Origin of the sequence: Lysinibacillus sp. FJAT-14222 (assembly GCF_001278875.1) — a bacterium.
In the GTDB taxonomy this organism is placed as follows: Bacteria; Bacillota; Bacilli; order Bacillales_A; family Planococcaceae; genus Lysinibacillus; species Lysinibacillus agricola.
This window is the reverse complement of record NZ_LIYL01000054.1, coordinates 14,281-31,069: the sequence shown is the minus strand read 5'-3', so window position 1 is coordinate 31,069 and position 16,789 is coordinate 14,281. Positions and strand designations below refer to the sequence as shown.

14 protein-coding genes, 2 pseudogenes and 2 riboswitches are annotated in these 16,789 nt (G+C 35.8%); of the genes and pseudogenes, 1 reads left to right on the top strand and 15 read right to left on the bottom strand.

Annotated elements, in window-relative coordinates; genetic code table 11:
• Window positions 1–6 precede the first annotated feature (6 nt).
• The 11 genes and pseudogenes from nikA to AN161_RS23045 all read right to left on the bottom strand — a co-directional run.
• The gene (nikA, locus tag AN161_RS23095) at window positions 7–1,623 is read right to left on the bottom strand and encodes a nickel ABC transporter substrate-binding protein (protein WP_075807330.1); all 1,617 of its coding nucleotides are present in this window, start codon (window positions 1,621–1,623) and stop codon (window positions 7–9) included.
• A gap of 150 nt (window positions 1,624–1,773) precedes the next feature.
• A riboswitch (cobalamin riboswitch) is annotated at window positions 1,774–1,967 on the bottom strand.
• A 166-nt stretch (window positions 1,968–2,133) separates the two neighbouring features.
• A complete protein-coding gene (gene metE, locus AN161_RS23090) occupies window positions 2,134–4,431 on the bottom strand; it encodes a 5-methyltetrahydropteroyltriglutamate--homocysteine S-methyltransferase (RefSeq protein ID WP_053596659.1) in 2,298 nt (765 codons plus the stop codon).
• Window positions 4,432–4,604: 173 nt separating this feature from the next.
• Window positions 4,605–4,784, bottom strand: a riboswitch (cobalamin riboswitch).
• A 292-nt stretch (window positions 4,785–5,076) separates the two neighbouring features.
• A complete protein-coding gene (locus AN161_RS23085) occupies window positions 5,077–6,090 on the bottom strand; it encodes a DUF4179 domain-containing protein (RefSeq protein WP_053596658.1) in 1,014 nt (337 codons plus the stop codon).
• Window positions 6,087–6,605, bottom strand: coding sequence for a sigma-70 family RNA polymerase sigma factor (locus AN161_RS23080; RefSeq protein ID WP_053596657.1), 519 nt, complete (start codon window positions 6,603–6,605; stop codon window positions 6,087–6,089). Before AN161_RS23080 ends, AN161_RS23085 begins: the two co-directional genes overlap by 4 nt.
• 708 nt (window positions 6,606–7,313) lie before the next feature.
• Entirely contained in the window at window positions 7,314–7,763 is a 450-nt protein-coding gene (locus tag AN161_RS23075; protein WP_053596656.1) for a CPBP family intramembrane glutamic endopeptidase, read from the bottom strand.
• 251 nt (window positions 7,764–8,014) lie between these two features.
• The gene (locus AN161_RS23070; RefSeq protein ID WP_053596682.1) at window positions 8,015–8,296 is read right to left on the bottom strand and encodes a hypothetical protein; all 282 of its coding nucleotides are present in this window, start codon (window positions 8,294–8,296) and stop codon (window positions 8,015–8,017) included.
• A 10-nt stretch (window positions 8,297–8,306) separates the two neighbouring features.
• Complete coding sequence (locus tag AN161_RS23065; RefSeq protein ID WP_053596655.1) at window positions 8,307–8,696, bottom strand: hypothetical protein; 390 nt, start codon at window positions 8,694–8,696, stop codon at window positions 8,307–8,309.
• A 13-nt stretch (window positions 8,697–8,709) separates the two neighbouring features.
• Window positions 8,710–9,075: a DUF2089 domain-containing protein gene (locus AN161_RS23060; protein WP_053596654.1), complete on the bottom strand. Its 366-nt coding sequence runs from the start codon at window positions 9,073–9,075 to the stop codon at window positions 8,710–8,712.
• Window positions 9,076–9,485: 410 nt separating this feature from the next.
• On the bottom strand, window positions 9,486–9,914 hold the full coding sequence (locus tag AN161_RS23055) for an NUDIX hydrolase (protein WP_053596653.1): 429 nt from the start codon (window positions 9,912–9,914) through the stop codon (window positions 9,486–9,488).
• 106 nt (window positions 9,915–10,020) lie between these two features.
• Window positions 10,021–10,563: a GNAT family protein gene (locus tag AN161_RS23050; RefSeq protein WP_053596652.1), complete on the bottom strand. Its 543-nt coding sequence runs from the start codon at window positions 10,561–10,563 to the stop codon at window positions 10,021–10,023.
• A 443-nt stretch (window positions 10,564–11,006) separates the two neighbouring features.
• Window positions 11,007–11,400: pseudogene (locus AN161_RS23045) on the bottom strand (phage infection protein); the annotation flags it as partial.
• Here AN161_RS23045 and AN161_RS23040 point away from each other — a divergent pair.
• Window positions 11,401–11,706: pseudogene (locus AN161_RS23040) on the top strand (TetR-like C-terminal domain-containing protein); the annotation flags it as partial.
• 102 nt (window positions 11,707–11,808) lie between these two features.
• On the opposite strand, the gene AN161_RS23035 reads toward AN161_RS23040, so the two are convergent.
• From AN161_RS23035 to AN161_RS23020, 4 genes are all read right to left on the bottom strand, one after another.
• Window positions 11,809–12,519 carry a diphthine--ammonia ligase gene (locus tag AN161_RS23035; RefSeq protein ID WP_053596649.1) on the bottom strand — a complete coding sequence of 237 codons (711 nt, stop codon included), beginning with the start codon at window positions 12,517–12,519 and terminating at the stop codon, window positions 11,809–11,811.
• A 130-nt stretch (window positions 12,520–12,649) separates the two neighbouring features.
• Window positions 12,650–15,820 carry an ATP-binding cassette domain-containing protein gene (locus AN161_RS23030; RefSeq protein ID WP_053596648.1) on the bottom strand — a complete coding sequence of 1,057 codons (3,171 nt, stop codon included), beginning with the start codon at window positions 15,818–15,820 and terminating at the stop codon, window positions 12,650–12,652.
• Between the two features lie 150 nt (window positions 15,821–15,970).
• Window positions 15,971–16,387: an SRPBCC domain-containing protein gene (locus AN161_RS23025; protein WP_053596647.1), complete on the bottom strand. Its 417-nt coding sequence runs from the start codon at window positions 16,385–16,387 to the stop codon at window positions 15,971–15,973.
• Entirely contained in the window at window positions 16,384–16,710 is a 327-nt protein-coding gene (locus AN161_RS23020; RefSeq protein WP_053596646.1) for a metalloregulator ArsR/SmtB family transcription factor, read from the bottom strand. Before AN161_RS23020 ends, AN161_RS23025 begins: the two co-directional genes overlap by 4 nt.
• Window positions 16,711–16,789: the final 79 nt, after the last annotated feature.

The window sequence follows — 16,789 nt, the reverse complement described above, 5'->3', positions numbered from 1 at the left end:
CTACTCTTATTTTTCTTTATCCATTTGTGCATAGGGAATATCATATTCAGATGCACGTGGCGCAAAATCCTTCATATATGGATGATAAATCACATTATTTGTTTCGTAAGATATAGGATAGAATAGTGCTTCGTCATGGAACACTGTTAAAATATCCGTGTAAAGTTGCACTCGTTCCTCTTCATCTGTACCAATTAATAATTGATGTATTTTATTATCGATTTCTTTGGCATTTGGTAAGCCTAATTTCGCTTCATAAACACCACTAGCGTTTGGTGTAGCTGATTCATTCGCAAAGCTATGTGGATCTGTTGGTGGTCCATTTGTTCGCCAGAAATTAATATCCACCTGATCATCCATTAATTTTTGAAGACCCACCATCACATCTGCGCCTTCTAAATTCAGCTGTACCCCTATTTTCGCTAGTTCACCTTGCATTAATTCCGCCATTGGCTTTTGGATCGCATCTGTTGCAATGTAGATCAAATCTAATGATAAGGGTTGCCCGTTTTTCGAACGAATTTTTTCGCCCTTCTGTAACGTCCATCCTGCTTCATCTAGCAACTGTTGCGCTTTTTCTGGATTATACAAGATTGGCGCTAAATCAATATTGGCATAAGGAATTGCGTCCCAAAATAGTGTATTAGCCACTTTTTCTGTACCATGTGTAATACTGTCAACCATTTGTTCCTTATTGATGGCATATTGAACGGCTTGACGTACCTTTAATTCGGCTAACGGACCTGACTGAGTATTGAATAGTAACGCTTTCGTAGATAAAGGTTCAGAGGTAGCAGTTTTGTATTTCCCACTATCTTTTAAATACGTATAGTTATCTAAACTAATGATGCCACGACCATAAATTAAATCTAATTCTTCGTTTTCAAATGCCAACGATATAGATTCTGAATCAGGGATAACTTTAATTTTTATTTGTTCTTCGAGAGGTTTTTCGCCCCAATAGTTTTCGTTGCGACTAAATAAAGCATACTCATCTTTTTTGTATTCGGTTAATACCCATGGACCTGTTCCAATAGATACTTTGATAGAATTTTGCGTTGCATCTCCTGCTGGGAATCCATTATCCGCTAAAAAACGAAATGGTCTTACGAAGGCAAGCTCGTTTAAGACAGGATAATAAGGTTCATCCAATTGCAAACGAATTGTAAAATCATCCACTTTCACAACCTCTTTCATATGGTTGACCATACCCATCCAAGAATGCATTTCCCGATTCGCTAAGACGGCATCGAAGTTACGAATCACATTATCTGCATTAAAAGCTGTTCCATCTGAATACGTAACATCTTTTCTTAAATGAAAAGTATAAGTAGTTTTATCTTCTGAGATGTCCCAACTTTCTGCTAGTTTTGGGGTAACAGTTCCATCATCGTTGTATTCCACCAAGGATTCATAGACCATTGCTTGTGCGGTCATTTGATTAGGCAAATATGTATGGGGGTTCAATGGGCCGACATCTAATGGCCATCCAATCGTTATCATTTTTTCATCTGTTTGCTGTGTTGCTGTTTCTCCCTTTTTTTGATCCTTGCTTGTACAGCCAGCAAGTACACTGAAAGTCAACACAAGCATGAAAGGAAGTAAATACTTTGTCAATCTCATTTTCTGTCTCCTATCTCTATTCGTGGTACAAAATGAATCTACTTGTAGATGAAGAGAAGGCATAAAAAAACCTTATTCTAAAAAAAGAATAAGGACAGAAAAACATACAATGAGTAAGTCTCCATCCATCTCCCTATCTTTCGTAGATCATTAATGAATCTTCTTACAAGCAGGCATTCTGGCTCATGAATCATGATTTTGCTTCACCTTCCCAAGTAATCACTCAGTGGTATTTGAAACAAAACTCCTCATTTACAGCTGCGGGACAGCATGGGATTTACACCCATTTTCCTTTTAATTGAATGAAAGGCTTTTTCACTCAAACTTGTAATGATTGCTATGAAATTAGTAATAAACATAACATGCTCGATTGTTCACGTCAATTTTATTTTCTGAATATAATAAAAATCTCGGAAGAATGAAACACCAAAGACCAGGTACTTACCTGGTCTTTGGTGTATTTCGGAGAGAAGATGTAGTAGTTGTAGTAGATTTTAAAAAATGATTTCGTTATCTCGAGATAGATTGTTGTACTTCCTGGCGCAATGTTTTCGTTGCAGCAACCATATTAGCTAAAGCCGCAACGGTTTCTGTTTCTTTTCTTGTTTTTAACCCACAGTCTGGGTTCACCCAAAATTGATGGCGATCAAGCACCTGCAAACTATCTCTCATAATAGTTAGCATTTCTTCGTCGCTCGGTACACGAGGACTATGAATATCATATACGCCTAAACCAATCCCTTTTGTATATGGATTCACTTGAAGTGAAGAGATAAGCTCTCCATGACTTCGTGATGTTTCAATGGAAATAACATCTGCATCTAGCGCGCTAATTGGTTCAATGAAATCGTTAAATTCGCAGTAACACATATGTGTATGGATTTGTGTTTCATCTTTGACACTAGAAGTAGCAAGCTTGAACGAATTGACAGCCCAATCTAAGTAAGCACCCCATTCTTCTTTTCGGAGCGGTAAACCTTCTCTTAGAGCTGGCTCATCCACTTGAATAATCGAAATACCTGCTTTTTCTAGTGCTTCAACCTCTTTACGAAGTGCTAATGCAATTTGATAAGCGACATCTTTACGTGACAAATCGTCTCGCACAAAGGACCAATTTAATATCGTCACTGGCCCCGTCAGCATGCCTTTTACAAAGCGCATTGTTAAGCTTTGGGCATAGGCTGACTCTATTACAGTAATTGGTGAAGCCCATGCAACATCTCCATAAATGATCGGTGGCTTGACACAGCGTGATCCATAGGAAACGACCCATGCTTTTTCTGTAAATGCAAAACCAGTCAGCTTTTCACCAAAGTATTCGACCATGTCTGTACGCTCAAATTCACCATGAACTAGTACATCGATATCTAGTTCTTCTTGTATCGTAATCCAGCGTTTTGTTTCCTGCTCTATAAATGCTTCGTAGGCTTCATTCGATAATTGTTTTTTACGCCAAGCATTACGATTCCTTTTCACCTCATCAGATTGCGGGAAGCTTCCGATTGTTGTCGTTGGAAATAGCGGTAACGCTAACGCTTGCTGCTGCAGCTTTTGACGTTGAGTAAATTCACTATGTCGTTCAAAATCTTGCGTTGTCACAGTTTGAACTGTTTGATGGACCATCTTGTTTTGACGGATTGGATGATTTTTTAGAGCCTCAATCGCCTTCATACTTTCTGAAAAATTGTGTTGTAAGGTACCTTCTTTATCTCGTCTACATGTAGTCAGCTCTATAATTTCTACGATTTTTTCATCTGCGAAGGCCAATGCGTGCTTTAGAACAGGGTCAATCTCATTTTCAAGAGCAGTTGTAATGGGTACGTGTTGTAGATTACTGGATGGTTGAATCCATAGCTCCGCTGCATTACTTAAATGCTCAATCGCCTGAATCGTAGCATTGACCTCCGCTAGATTGGAACGCCAAATATCACGTCCATTTACAACTCCGATTGCCAATACTTTATCCTGAGGGAAACCATATTGACGAAGTGACGCCATATTTCCTTTATAGCCATGAACAAAGTCTAGACCAAATCCTTGTACAGGTAATGAAATCAATGTTTCATAAGCGCATAATGCTTCAAAATAAGTTTGTAGCATGATCTTAGCCTCTGGAACGGCAACGGCTAACTGGTCGTAAATCTCTTGCACAAGCTTGATCTCTGCTGCATCAAGGGTTGTGACAAGGGACGGCTCTTCTAGTTGAATCCAATTTGCCCCTGCCTCCACTAATTCTTTTAATACCTGCGTATAGAGCGGTAATAAGGCTAATAAGTATTCAACTTGTGTGAATTTGCTGTAGCCTTTCGTTAACTTGCAAAATGTATAGGGACCAATCAATGTCGGCTTCGCAATAATACCGTACGCTTCCTTCGCCTCTAAAAAATCGGCTAACACTTTATTTTCTGTTAGTTGCAAGGCTTGTCCCTCATACTCAGGAACAATATAGTGATAGTTTGTATTAAACCATTTTGTCATCTCACTAGCTACGGCTGTTTTATTTCCTCTTGCTACGCTGTAGTAGGTAGGTAAATCAACTTTCCCTCCTTGCCAGTTAAAGCGTTTTGGGATTAGACCAAACATCAATGCCGTATCTAACATTCTATCGTAATACGTAAAATCGCCAATTGTCACCATATCGATGTCAAGTTGTAGCTGCTTATCAATTCTAGATAAACGGATTTTCTTTAATCTTTCCTCAAAGTCCTCTTCAGAAAGTTCGTTGCGCCAAAATGCTTCTAATGCTTTTTTCCATTCGCGATCTTCCCCTATATACGGGTAACCAATGAGTGTGCTTGTATAGGTCATGTCAATCTCCTTTTTAGAAAAAAATAAAAAGCCATCTCCTGCTCGGAAAATGGCTGCATGTTAAAATTATTATGCTAAAACAATACGAAAAAAGTATATACTTTCGCATAAATCATTTGTTATCGCACAGTGCCTATTTGGTCACTTTTCACCACCTATTCCACGTAGGTATTTGGTGTGTACTAGAAATTGGCAGGTCTCCTGGCTTCTCATCAACACGCCTCACAGCCTTCCCAGTTTCCCAGTGGCATTTGTGATTTGCTCCGAATTACAGTTGCGGGACAGCGTCGGATTTTCACCGACTTCCCTTTTAAGCCAAACTCTCATTTGGCACCAAGTCTTACACAATATTCAATTATGCTCCTACTATAACATACATTTCAGAATAGTAGAAATTATTTTTAAACTAATCATCGCTTTATTTGTTCTAATCTGATTGGATTACTATAAATGGAATCGCTATGAACATAAGTATGACTAAACTAAACCCGTATTCATCCCCAATGGTTCATAGCGATTTATCTGAACACTATCATAATCATGTTTTGGTATTGGTTATAGGAATGAATCTCCACAAGCTAGGACATTATTGACCATACCTCTAAATAACTAGTCTTTGCAGTTGGTTAAAAAAGAAATATCAAATTATTCTTTCTTCACTAATCTTAATTTTTCATAGCCCTTCACAGCTAATGAAAGAGATTGCTGTTCATTCCATATGCTGTATGGGAAAACTAAATTAATAGTAGTATATTCATTCGTACGTTCAACATTTGCACCATTTGCATAGAACGCTTCATTATTGCTAGTTAGTAGTGCTGTATCGAAAATATAATTTTCATCTTCAATATTACGGTTAATTGTAAAGGAAATATACATTGAACCGTTTGATAACATAGCTTGCTGTAATTCAAGACCTGTCACCTCGTTTTGCGCTACAAAGACCTGTGTTTCAACAGTGGCAGGCTGTAAATCAAATGCCCATTCTCCATCTACTGAAATAATCCCTCCTTCTTTGTTTACAAAATGCACCTCTTCAATGACTAATTTTGCACCATCTAAAGGGGGAACAGCTGTTGTAGTAGACTCCGCCAGCATTTCCAGTGTTGTGGCATTATTTTTTATATTTTCTAATTGGAATTGGTAGCCCGTATACATTCCTGGTCCTTCTATTGTCTTCGTATCCGACACAAGGGCATCTATTTCGACGCCTTGTGCATTATAGAGCCGATATTCCACGCTCATATAATACAAATTGTCCATTTCGATATTTTCAGATTGAATATTTAACTGCAGGCCTAGTCGATAAGCATCTGCAAATAAATGCTCGAGTGCAATAGTGATATTTTCTGATTGTTGTGTTTGTCCTACATATTGCACATCCCCATTATCACCTGCAACCTCTAACCCGGGATCATCAAATCCAAAAAAGGCTTTTAATGTTGCTAATGCCGAATCATTTGTTAGCAAGACACTTGAAGTTAATGCAATTGTCGCTACTGCTGCTGATATAGCTTTTAGCCATGATAATCGAGTTTTTTTCTTGGATTGCTGATTAATTAGTTCATAGGATTGATCAAAAGCCATTCGAATCGATTGCGGTAGTTCTTGCTCTTTATTCATTTCCTGCAGTATACGTTCCTCTACATTTTTTTTCATTGCGGTTGCGCCTCCTCAACATAATAGTTGTTTTTCAAATGCTGTTTTGCTCTCGAAATTCTCGATTTAATAGTGCCTTCGGGTTCATGAAGAAATTCGCTGATTTCCTTTGTTGTTAGCCCACTCACATAATAAAGTGTTAACGCAATACGATAATTTTCATCTAAGCTATTCAACGCATCATCAAGCTCTATTGATAAATTATCTTGATGTGCCAATGCATTTAGTGTCTCCGAATCGAGCGGTACAACCTGCTTATGCTGCTTCATAAAGCGATAACAATTGTTCAATAAGATGCGGCAAAGCCACGTATTAAAATATTTTACCTCTTTTAAAGTGCCTATTTTTTCAAATGCAGTTAATACCGTCTCTTGCAATAAATCTGCTATATCTTCATCTGTTAGACCTAATCTCTTTGCTGTACGATAAAGAATCAATTCGTATTGCCTAACTAATTGTATAAACGCTTCTCCATCTCCTTTTTGCGCTTTTTTCACTAGAAATTCAGATTCCATTTTTAACACCTCTTCTTTCTTTACACACCGTTAGAGTTTTTTGAATAGTAAATAGTTGCATAGAATTTAAATGTTTTATAATTCCAGTTTACGTAGGTCCGACTACAAAGGCGAGATGCACCGCAAATATCCAATTTGGCTATGCACGTGTGAGTACGCGACAATAATAGTTGAATCGTTTGAAGGATAAATTGATACCTGGGGATTTAATTATTGTTTAAAGTTTCTCTCATTTAGCTAGAAGTACGGAAGATTGAATTCGTCGTTTATTTTGAAGAAAGAGATATCAAGTTACTTAGCATTAAATAATTTGATACATTCATATCACACATTCAGTTAGTTTAAAAGATATTGGATTGTCCACCGAACAAAGGAAGGATTAAAAAACAAGAGCAAACACTAATGATGTGTTTGCTCTTGTTTTTTCGTAATTTCCTTAACATTGTTAATCCGCATTCTTCTGAAGGGATCCCTTTAATATGTCTAAAAGCTTTACATAAAGCATCATATTCTTTAATTCAAAATATTTTTAGTGGCCACACTTTATATTGCCCGATTCTTTTTGTATTCCCGTTTTAAAATCAACAAATATATGTATTTATCTTCAACGAACATGTATTTTGATTCTGTAACAATCAGCTAAGTTTGTCATTCTTATGAATAATTTTTATGAATAGTAGACAAATCTACATTAAACGATAATGAGTATTATTTAAACGAATAATCCCCTTTTATACGACCTAAGACTTCAGCAGATTTCTTTTTTCGTAAGTAAATAAATGAGGAAGTTATTAAAATTAACGATGCCGTTCCAATAACTATAAACTCTACTAAATTATTTGTTTCCTGTGTACTCTCATTCACAACTTGCGTCAAATCAACACCTAATACTTGTAACTCAGAGACTATATTTACTACAAAATGCGCTATAATTGGAATTAATAAATTGTTCGTTCTTAAATATATAGCAGCAAAAAAGAACCCCATACCTGTTGTATCCAATAATTGTTGCATAGTTGCATCAACCGCTTGTCCAGCAAGCATATTTCCAGCATGTGCGATTGAGAATAACATGCTGGACCCAATAACTGATAACCAAATCATATTCGTTTTATGAATCCAAGCTTTTATGAATCCATTTAATAAAATACCTCGCATTAGTATCTCTTCAAATGTAACTGCAACTATTGTAGATATTACTGCTAAAAGATAAGCTTGCTTGCATACTTGCTTTCATCAAATTATTAAGTTCAACACCTAATGCATTCAATACGACAAAAACTAGTACAGGAATAGATAAAAGTAATCCTAATCTAAATCGTACATAGGCAAGAACTTTTAAATAACAGATACAAATAATATTTTTTGTATAGTGAAGTATCTTACATCAAAAAATTTTCTATAATAAATTATAATCTAACCTTAACCTCAGTACCGTCCTTAGCTTTGACATCTACTAGCACGAGCCCTTTATAATTTTTCAGTTCCTTAACCATAGGCTTTAGCGTTTCTTTGTCTATTAGTGGAAAGGTAAAGTCCAGTTTTTTTCTTTCGAAGTGCTCTTTTGTCCATTTGTTTGCATTTTGCTGAATAAATTTTGAAGACAAAATTGAAATAACAATGTTTAAAATAGCATATGGAATCGGGATGGTAAACCGAATGTCTTTTGCTTTCACTTTTACATGCATCATAAGCCAATCACTAATCAATGATGACCGAAACGGTATCCCCATTTGCCGATTTAATATCTACAATTTGGCCATCTAATTCGTTTTCGATTGCTTCTATTATAAGGTTTATGTCAATATCTTTAACGTATTTTTCTGATTGAGGAATACTCGCTGCGATGCTGTGTCCAGCCATTAATACAACCTTGACAAGCTTTAAAGGCAAATTGACCGTAACGTTATCATTTTCGGCTGATACAACACGAATTTTTAAAGTTTTATCTAAATATTTAGTCGGTTTTTCTAAAAGATTATCATCTGTTTCTGCTTTCTCTTTTAATACTTGAATCAGTTCGGATGCCTTATCTGCATCAATCTTACCTTCTTGAACCATTGTTAACACTCTTGAGATTTCCTCTTTCATGATATATTCCTCCTTATTCCTCTTTTAAAAGTTTAATGGCTTCTTCTGTTGTGATTTCGCCATTTTCCAACATAGTGACAATTTTTTTCTCGTCTACTTCATTTTTCTTCTTCTGTATATATCCAAGGGATGAAATGATGTCTGTTAGCTTGCCTCGAACTGTTGGATACGAAATCCCTAGTTCCTTTTCAACTTCTTTGATATTCCCTCTGCATGTTAAAAATACTTCCACAAAATGAAGCTGATCCTTTGATAAGGATGCCAGCTTAGATAATTCGAACTCATTTTCAATCGTCGTGTGACAATGAGAGCACTGCAACTTTGTAATTTTCAATGTTTTACTGCAGACAGGACAATTTGTGATTACTTTATAAGCCATAATGACATTCCTTTCTTTTAGTTGATTCGATTATACAACAAGAAATTAAAAATATAAATAACATATTTAATTTTTTCGATTCAAAAAATCAATAATGTTAATTTATCGCTTAATATTTTTTCTTAAGAAAGGGATTATGCTTGTTTTAGGTTTTAAAATTAAATAATTTTATTGTCTTATTACATATTTAATAACAAATAGAAAAACGCCATTTTGAAAAAAGATTGATCAAAATGGCGTTACTTTTATAACTAGGTATGGTTTTTTATAAAAAAGATTGATTATTTTAATACACCTTATTGAACTATAGCAACCGATAGCTTAAGTGTATTACTTCACAATTTTATCTTTTATTACAGGAATGCCGCCCAATTTGTACAAGAAAGAAGGTTCTTAACTCATTTAGTGATCTAAAGCAAATCGACTAATCCGTCTGGAACTAATTTTAATTTATTATTTGTAAAATCGCTAATTGGCTTCCAAAGCAATTTGAAGATTGCACCATTATCTTCTTGTCCGAAAAAAGAAGGTTTTTCATAAAAGGACTTTTCAACAAATTCAGCATCATATACAAAAACTACTTCGTGTCCAAGGTCACCGTTATATGTAAATATGTTTTCAATTGTACCTAAATAGTTTAAGTTATTTATATTTGCCCCGATTTCTTCAAGCACTTCTCTCTTTATTGCTTTAGAACTTGTCTCCCCATATTCAATTCCTCCACCAATTGGCCGATAGTAATGATCTCCCTTTGCTTCATCAAAGCCTTCAGAGACAAGTATCGAATCGCCTTTCCTAAATACACAAATAGCTATTGCTCGGATCTGTCCTTTCCTCATCCTATTCCTCCATTCTCTTCTTCAACAGCCCTCCATAAAGTCTGATCATTTCTTATTCCATAAAAGTCCCAATTAGCGACATAAGGATACTCTCGCCTTTTTAAATTCATTTGAGGTCTCCTTTAATGATTGCGTACATATATAAATCATCAAACTTTCCACAAGTATATTCATAATGCCTCAATAAGCCTTCTCTTTTAAACCCCTGATTTTCTACTAATTTTTGTGATGATAAATTCGCAGGATCAATTAGAGCCTCAATTCGTTCCAATTCAAAGTGTTTATAGCCATATTTAATAACAGCTTCTAAAGCTTCACCAGCTATTCCTTGTCCCCAATATTCTTTATTTAATTCAAACCCTATTTCAGCTCGATAATGTTTAGGGCGCATATTCAGAAAGCCACAACTACCTATAACAACACCAATATTTTTCTGTGTAATCCCCCACCTTATACCTGTACCTTCTTCCAATATAGATTTATACCATCTTATTTCGCTCAAGACGTCATTTGGTGATTCGTATGGTTCTAACCCCATATGTTTAACAACGTCTTTATCTGATAGGTATTTATACATATCGTTAGCATCCTCAGGTGTCACTTCTTTTAAAATTAACCTTTCTGTTTCTATGATTGGAAATTTATTCATTAGAAAGTCTCCCTCTATAAGTATTGGTTTTTTTATTATAGAATATCTCACTTACATTATATAGCTATTACACAGCTCGACAGCTTGCAAATAGTTTATTTCTCATCCGCTGAGGAATAACGTTTAGATAATCGTCAACTTTAATATTCGTGTTTTATTCGATTGATGAAGTGTTCAGCTGATAGAGAAATAGCATTTTCACTTCTTAAACACGAATATTTTGAAGGGTTTTATATAAAAAAGTTCGTTAATGGCATATATTCAATTTTGATGCGGCTTCTATCAGCACTTCCAAGTAAAATACTAGAAGCGAATTATTCCATAGCTCCATATTCAGTAGATCCCTAATTTTAAAATCAATATTAAAGACCTCATTTTGAAAAATTGATCAAAATGAGGTCTTTTTTCTCGTTGTACTAGTTTCATTCATCTCTTCTAGTTCTTCAATCTTCTATAAGTGATTCTTCCCTATTTGCAGATTTAAATTTGAACGCTGACGCAAGGATGATCAAAATACTTACTGCTCCAATCCAGACAAGGACAGATAAAGATGTGTTCCAAGTTAGTCCTTTCCCAAAGAAAAAGAGCTCTCGTAAACCTTCAATCATAAATCGCATTGGTAACCAGGAATAAACCCAATCGCGATAAAATGATGACATCATCTCAGGAGCCAGTGCAAGGAGTGGTCCACCAAAGAATAGCATTAAAGCAAAAATAGCTATTCCTTTAATTCCAAACCATGAAAAGAACTGCTGAGATTAATAAAAAGAAACTAAAGAAAGTAATCAATAAAAATAAGGCTGTATCCATAAACTCAGGAATATTGATTCCTACCATGAATTTTTAGATCGGAATAGAAGATTTATGAAAGCTGTATTAGGTCCAAATGGAGACTTATCTTTTCAAACAAAATTAAAAATTTTCATGTGGAAAACAATATTTGAAGGTACTGAAATCCCGATTAAACAAGAAAATTTACTTGTACCAGGAGAATACTTAGTTTCTTATATGGCTTCGGCACATATCGGTGTCGTTCAGCAACGGTTACTTAGTGACGGAAAAGAATCTCCACAAGAAATGGCTCGAATAATATCGACTATCACTCTAAATGGCCCGTTCATTGCTGCTGGCTTAAAAAAATAAAAAAGTAATGGGACACTGCCTATCTACTTTAGGCAATGTCCCATATTATTCTCTGTATTTAAAGGAAAGTACATTATATTGAAAACTTATATTTTTAATACTTTATAAGGTATCCCTTCTTGCCATTTCATCAAGCTCCAATGGCAAAAAAGCATAATCTCCGTCTTTCATAACTACACATTTACGAACTGCAATAGGATGTTTAAAAATGGGCCCATCTAATACTGTAGTATGGAATTCTCCACCTTCTCCGCAAGGGTCAATACCGCGAGCTTCAAGCTCCTTCACATATTCATGGGTTAACGTTCGCCCTAAATCATCCTCACGCATTCCCAGTGATAAATTAACAGTTACAATGATTGTAACAAATCCTAGGTTTATGAACTCTTCAACAGCATCGCGATGGTTCATTTCCCATAAAGGCATGCCTAGCTTTAACCCAGCATTCTTCGTAACCTTGTCATGCCAACAACCATGCTCTGGCATATCTAAGTCTCCCGTTACTAAAACTTCTGCACCTTGATTTTTGGCTTTTTCTAAAAGGCTCATAAATACTTTTTCATACTCTGCCCAGCTTGAAGCGGCAGTATATACAGGTAAACCTATAGATTTAGCTTGGGCACGTATGAGTTCCGGAGGCATTCCATGGGATCTGGAACGTTCCCCTTCTTCCTCCAGCATTACGATTAGTCCAATCGCCTCTCCAACCTTCATTGCTTTATAGAGAGCTAAGACACTATCCTTTCCTCCGCTAAAAGAAGCTATAAATTTATGCCCTTGAGCATTATTTTTCCAATCTATTAATTCTGCCATTCCTATCTTTCCCCTTTTATTGTAATGACTTTTCTAAGCTCCTCCTCAGAATAACATAAAAACTCATCTGCAATATTATTATTGCAAATGAGTCTATCAGAGGTAGCTTTCCTTTCAAGTATGGCTAGATTTAATTGTTTTGCTCAAGGCATTGATAAATCGCCATCATATCTCGTTTATTCAACTCACGAATACGATTGAAAATTGGAATGTCTGCAACAGCATCCGTTCGTAAGCTTTCAGCCACAACGTCACTTACTTTGCCAGTTAGCCAAGTTTGCACGTCTACACCATCGACAATTTCCTTACGTCCTTCATCATTGATGCCACTTGCAGAGCAACTTACACATGGTACTGATAATTTATAGACGCCATCATGGAGATTGTCTTCTGAAATGACTTTCTTCCCATTACAGAATGGACATTTATGACTTGCTTTAATTTTATTAATTTGTGTCACAATTTTTTTGTAGCCAAATGCTTCATAGACGTACGTTAGTTTTTTGTATTTTCCATTAGTGAAATACTTATCAATGATGGTTTCTCTCGTTTCGTCAATGTTGGAAAAATCACAAATTGTTATTAGATTTTGGCTGCTTATTGTTTCGATATTGTCTTTAATTTTGTCCCAGAATGGTAAAACATTATTTAGTACTATTTCATAATCGGCAAAGCTTGCTAATTCTAATTCCAGCATTTTTAACGATACTTGTGTTTCTCTAGGAAGTAAGGAGACATCTTCCGTAAGAGTCGTATCGCCTCCTACAATTGCTTTTAGTTTTTCAAGCTCCGGTAAGCTCCCTACAGTTTTTATGACCTGATCGATAGGTTGATGAATTATCTCGCGAATATCAGTGTTTCCAAACGTTAGTTTTTTCTTATGGTTTAGCACCGCTCCTTGACAGATTGGACAGGCAATCATTTCTTTTGATTCTTTCATTTGCTCTTTAATAATTGATTTCGAAATAACGATATAACGTCCAAGGATAAAATTAAAACCTTCCCATTTTTTTGAGGACTTAGTTGCTTTATCATAAAATGATTTTTCCCAATAACCATATAGGAATGTATGTCTTTCTTCTTCGGTCATCTCATTGTAGCTTTTACTAATATCTTGACCTAGTTCATTTTTGATCTCATCAAACAGGAATTGCAATTTCGGATATTGATAATATGTTAATACTTCCATCACGTCTGGATGTAATAAGCCATCCCAAAATGGCACTGTTTTGTCTTGTATGACTATATCGAAATCAAATTTTTCAATTTCCAGGCGGCCAGAACAACTTGGACAATGATTTTCTTGACTAAAGAAATCGAAGCTTCTTGTATCTTTATTCGTCGGATGCGCAGCCACGATATGGTTGATTAGGCCACCAATTTCATATAGAAAGCTATACTGACTATACAAATGTCTTTCCAAATCAATGGCGACGACTGGTGCGATTGTTGCAGATTCGTATTCACCATAAATTAAACGGGCCATTGATGATAAGCTTTTTAAGATACCGCCTTTATAGATGTTTTCTGCCTTTTTAAAATAGCTAATATGATTTTCTTCTAAGTAATGGATGCCATTTTTTGAAGCTAGTGTAGAAGATATATGCAATGGAGCATCACTGTTTGTACTGTTAAGTTGACTAAAATAATCATCATGACTGACAACATCAAGATGTCGAACAGGTTCCTGCTGTCGCTTACCAAAATCAACGATAAAATCAGAGCTTTCTAGCATATAGGCATTATGTTCAATCATCATAATAGAGACGGATTCATCTTGGAGAATGTCCCTCACACTATCAATGAATTGATTTAAAATGTTTTGTGATAAACCTTTTGAAGGCTCGTCAAAAATAAACAGCGTATGGGGGTTTCTTGCGTTCGAAAACAGCTCAGAAACTAAATGAACACATTGAAATTCACCTGTCGATAAGGATTGTGTTTTTCTCTCCAACGTCAAATAACCAAGCCCCAGCTTAATCAGTAAACTTAAGCGTTTATGAGCGATGTCTTCATTTGGAAGCTCCTCAATAATATCCTCAATTGAACGTTGGAAAATATCGTCAATTTCGTCACTATATCTAGTTATTTTCTTTTTGATATCAAGAAACGTTGCAACAGTTGATCGGCTAGTAATTGATTGGTTTCGGTCTTGTCCTACCATGACTAGTTTATCTTTTGGATATCGTTTTAGGAAATCTTTAGAAATACACTCATTGACTAGGGTCGATTTTCCACAGCCAGACTCACCTGTAACGGTTACAAGTCTATTTTTAGGAATCTGAATTTCAGCCACCTCAATATTACGACAGTAAAGATCATGAAATTGATAATATTCTGTAGGTTTTGCCTGATTTTGATCCCAATAAACAGGTTTTGGACGTGGTGATTCTTCGACAATTTTTCCGCCGTATTTACCACTACCGGGCCCAAAGAACAGTTGCTCATCCGCTGTATCTAGCACCGTATCAGAATGATCAATAAGCCAAATTTGGTTTTTATAGCCTAATTGTTTAATCTGTTCTAAAATTTTCAACAGTGTTTGGTGATCAAGACCAACAGAAATTTCATCAATAATAATCACGGTATTTTCACTGGCTGCCATAAATTCTGCCAAGTAAAGTCGTGTTAATTCTCCTCCAGACAAGGTACCCATAATTCGATTTAACGTTAAGTAACCTATATTCATATTAATAATATTTGTAAGAATACGTTGTCTTTCTTCGCTAATCGCAAGTTCCTCTGAAAGGGAATAAATCGCTTCTATACTTAAATTGTTTATATCGGAAATACTATGTGGTTGATTCCATAATTCTAGCTTATATTGCTCAACTTCCGGATTATAGCGCTTGCCCTCACATTTTTTACATTCGACATTTTTAGTCGTACCACGTCCTTTACAAGCAGGACACCAGCCTAATGCATTATTAAAGGAAAAAACCTCTGGCGAAAGATCAAACTTTTCTGCAAGCCTTTCACGAATCTCTTTAAAAACGCCTGTATGAGTACCAACCGTTGAACGTGGATTGGCAGAAATGGATGATTTCCCGAGAAAAAGTACTAAAGGCATATCTTCCATTTTGATAGCACTGAAATTCGTTTCCATAATATTGGGGAACAAATACTGATATTCAGCCTTTGGCAATAAAGAAACGAGACGCTTCTTGGATTCTTCACCAATTGTTTGACAAAAGGTTGTTTTACCCGATCCGGACAATCCAGCAATTCCTATAGATTGATCTTCCGGCAAGCCGACATCTAAACGATTTATATTGTTAGCAATTAATTGATTTATTTTCATCGGATATTCTCTCCATTCAATCTAGTACTGTCATGTTACCATAACTTCAAATTTAATTTGTTGAGATCACATTAAAAATGACGCTTTCCGTGTTCCGAAAAGCGTCCAATTGTTGAAGAACGGTTTATTTATATAAACGATAAAAATGAATTATAGTTCTGCTAACACTTTTTCAAGCTGATTACCATTGTTAATCCATGCATATTTAGCTCCCTCGATTGCTCCTTGACGAGCTTTCGTTGCCTCACTAAATCCAGATTGATCAAGATGTAGGTTAGTAGTGCCATCTTCCCCTTCTGTCAACGTCCACGTAACAGTAGTGATTTCTCCGGCACTTGCCCAAGTGTATGATAATGTATGAGGCTCTTCTACTTTAAGCACCTCGCAATTGACAATTCCATCCCACCATTCATTTGGCTCAGCTCGAAATTGGAATTTATGTCCTACGATTGGTTTAAAGTCATTTTTCCATATCCATTTTGCAAGAGTGTCTGAATCCGTTAATGCGTTCCAAACTTTCTCAATTGAACTTGTAAATTGATAATCTAAAGATACATCTGCTTTCATTTTTCTTCCTCCAATAAAAGATTTAATATAGCCATTCTTTCTTTCCAGAATCCTTCGTAATACGATACCCAATCTTGAATTTCCTTCAACGGACCGGCATTCAACCGATACCTCGTCTCTCTACCAACCCTTCGAGCAATTACGAGATCAGCATCTTTAAGAATAGCCAAATGCTTAGAAACTGCTGTCCGCCCCATTTGAAATTGAGACGTTAATTCGTGAAGAGGTAATTCTTCTGCATCTGCCAGTAAACGTATTAATTGACGTCTTGTTGGATCAGCAATCGCAGCATAAACATCACGCTCTAGATTTTTCTCGCTCAAAATCTCCTCTCCCTTATAAATAGGACACTAAATGGTGTCTTAATTATATGATACCATTTAGTGTCCAGTCAAATTTTAT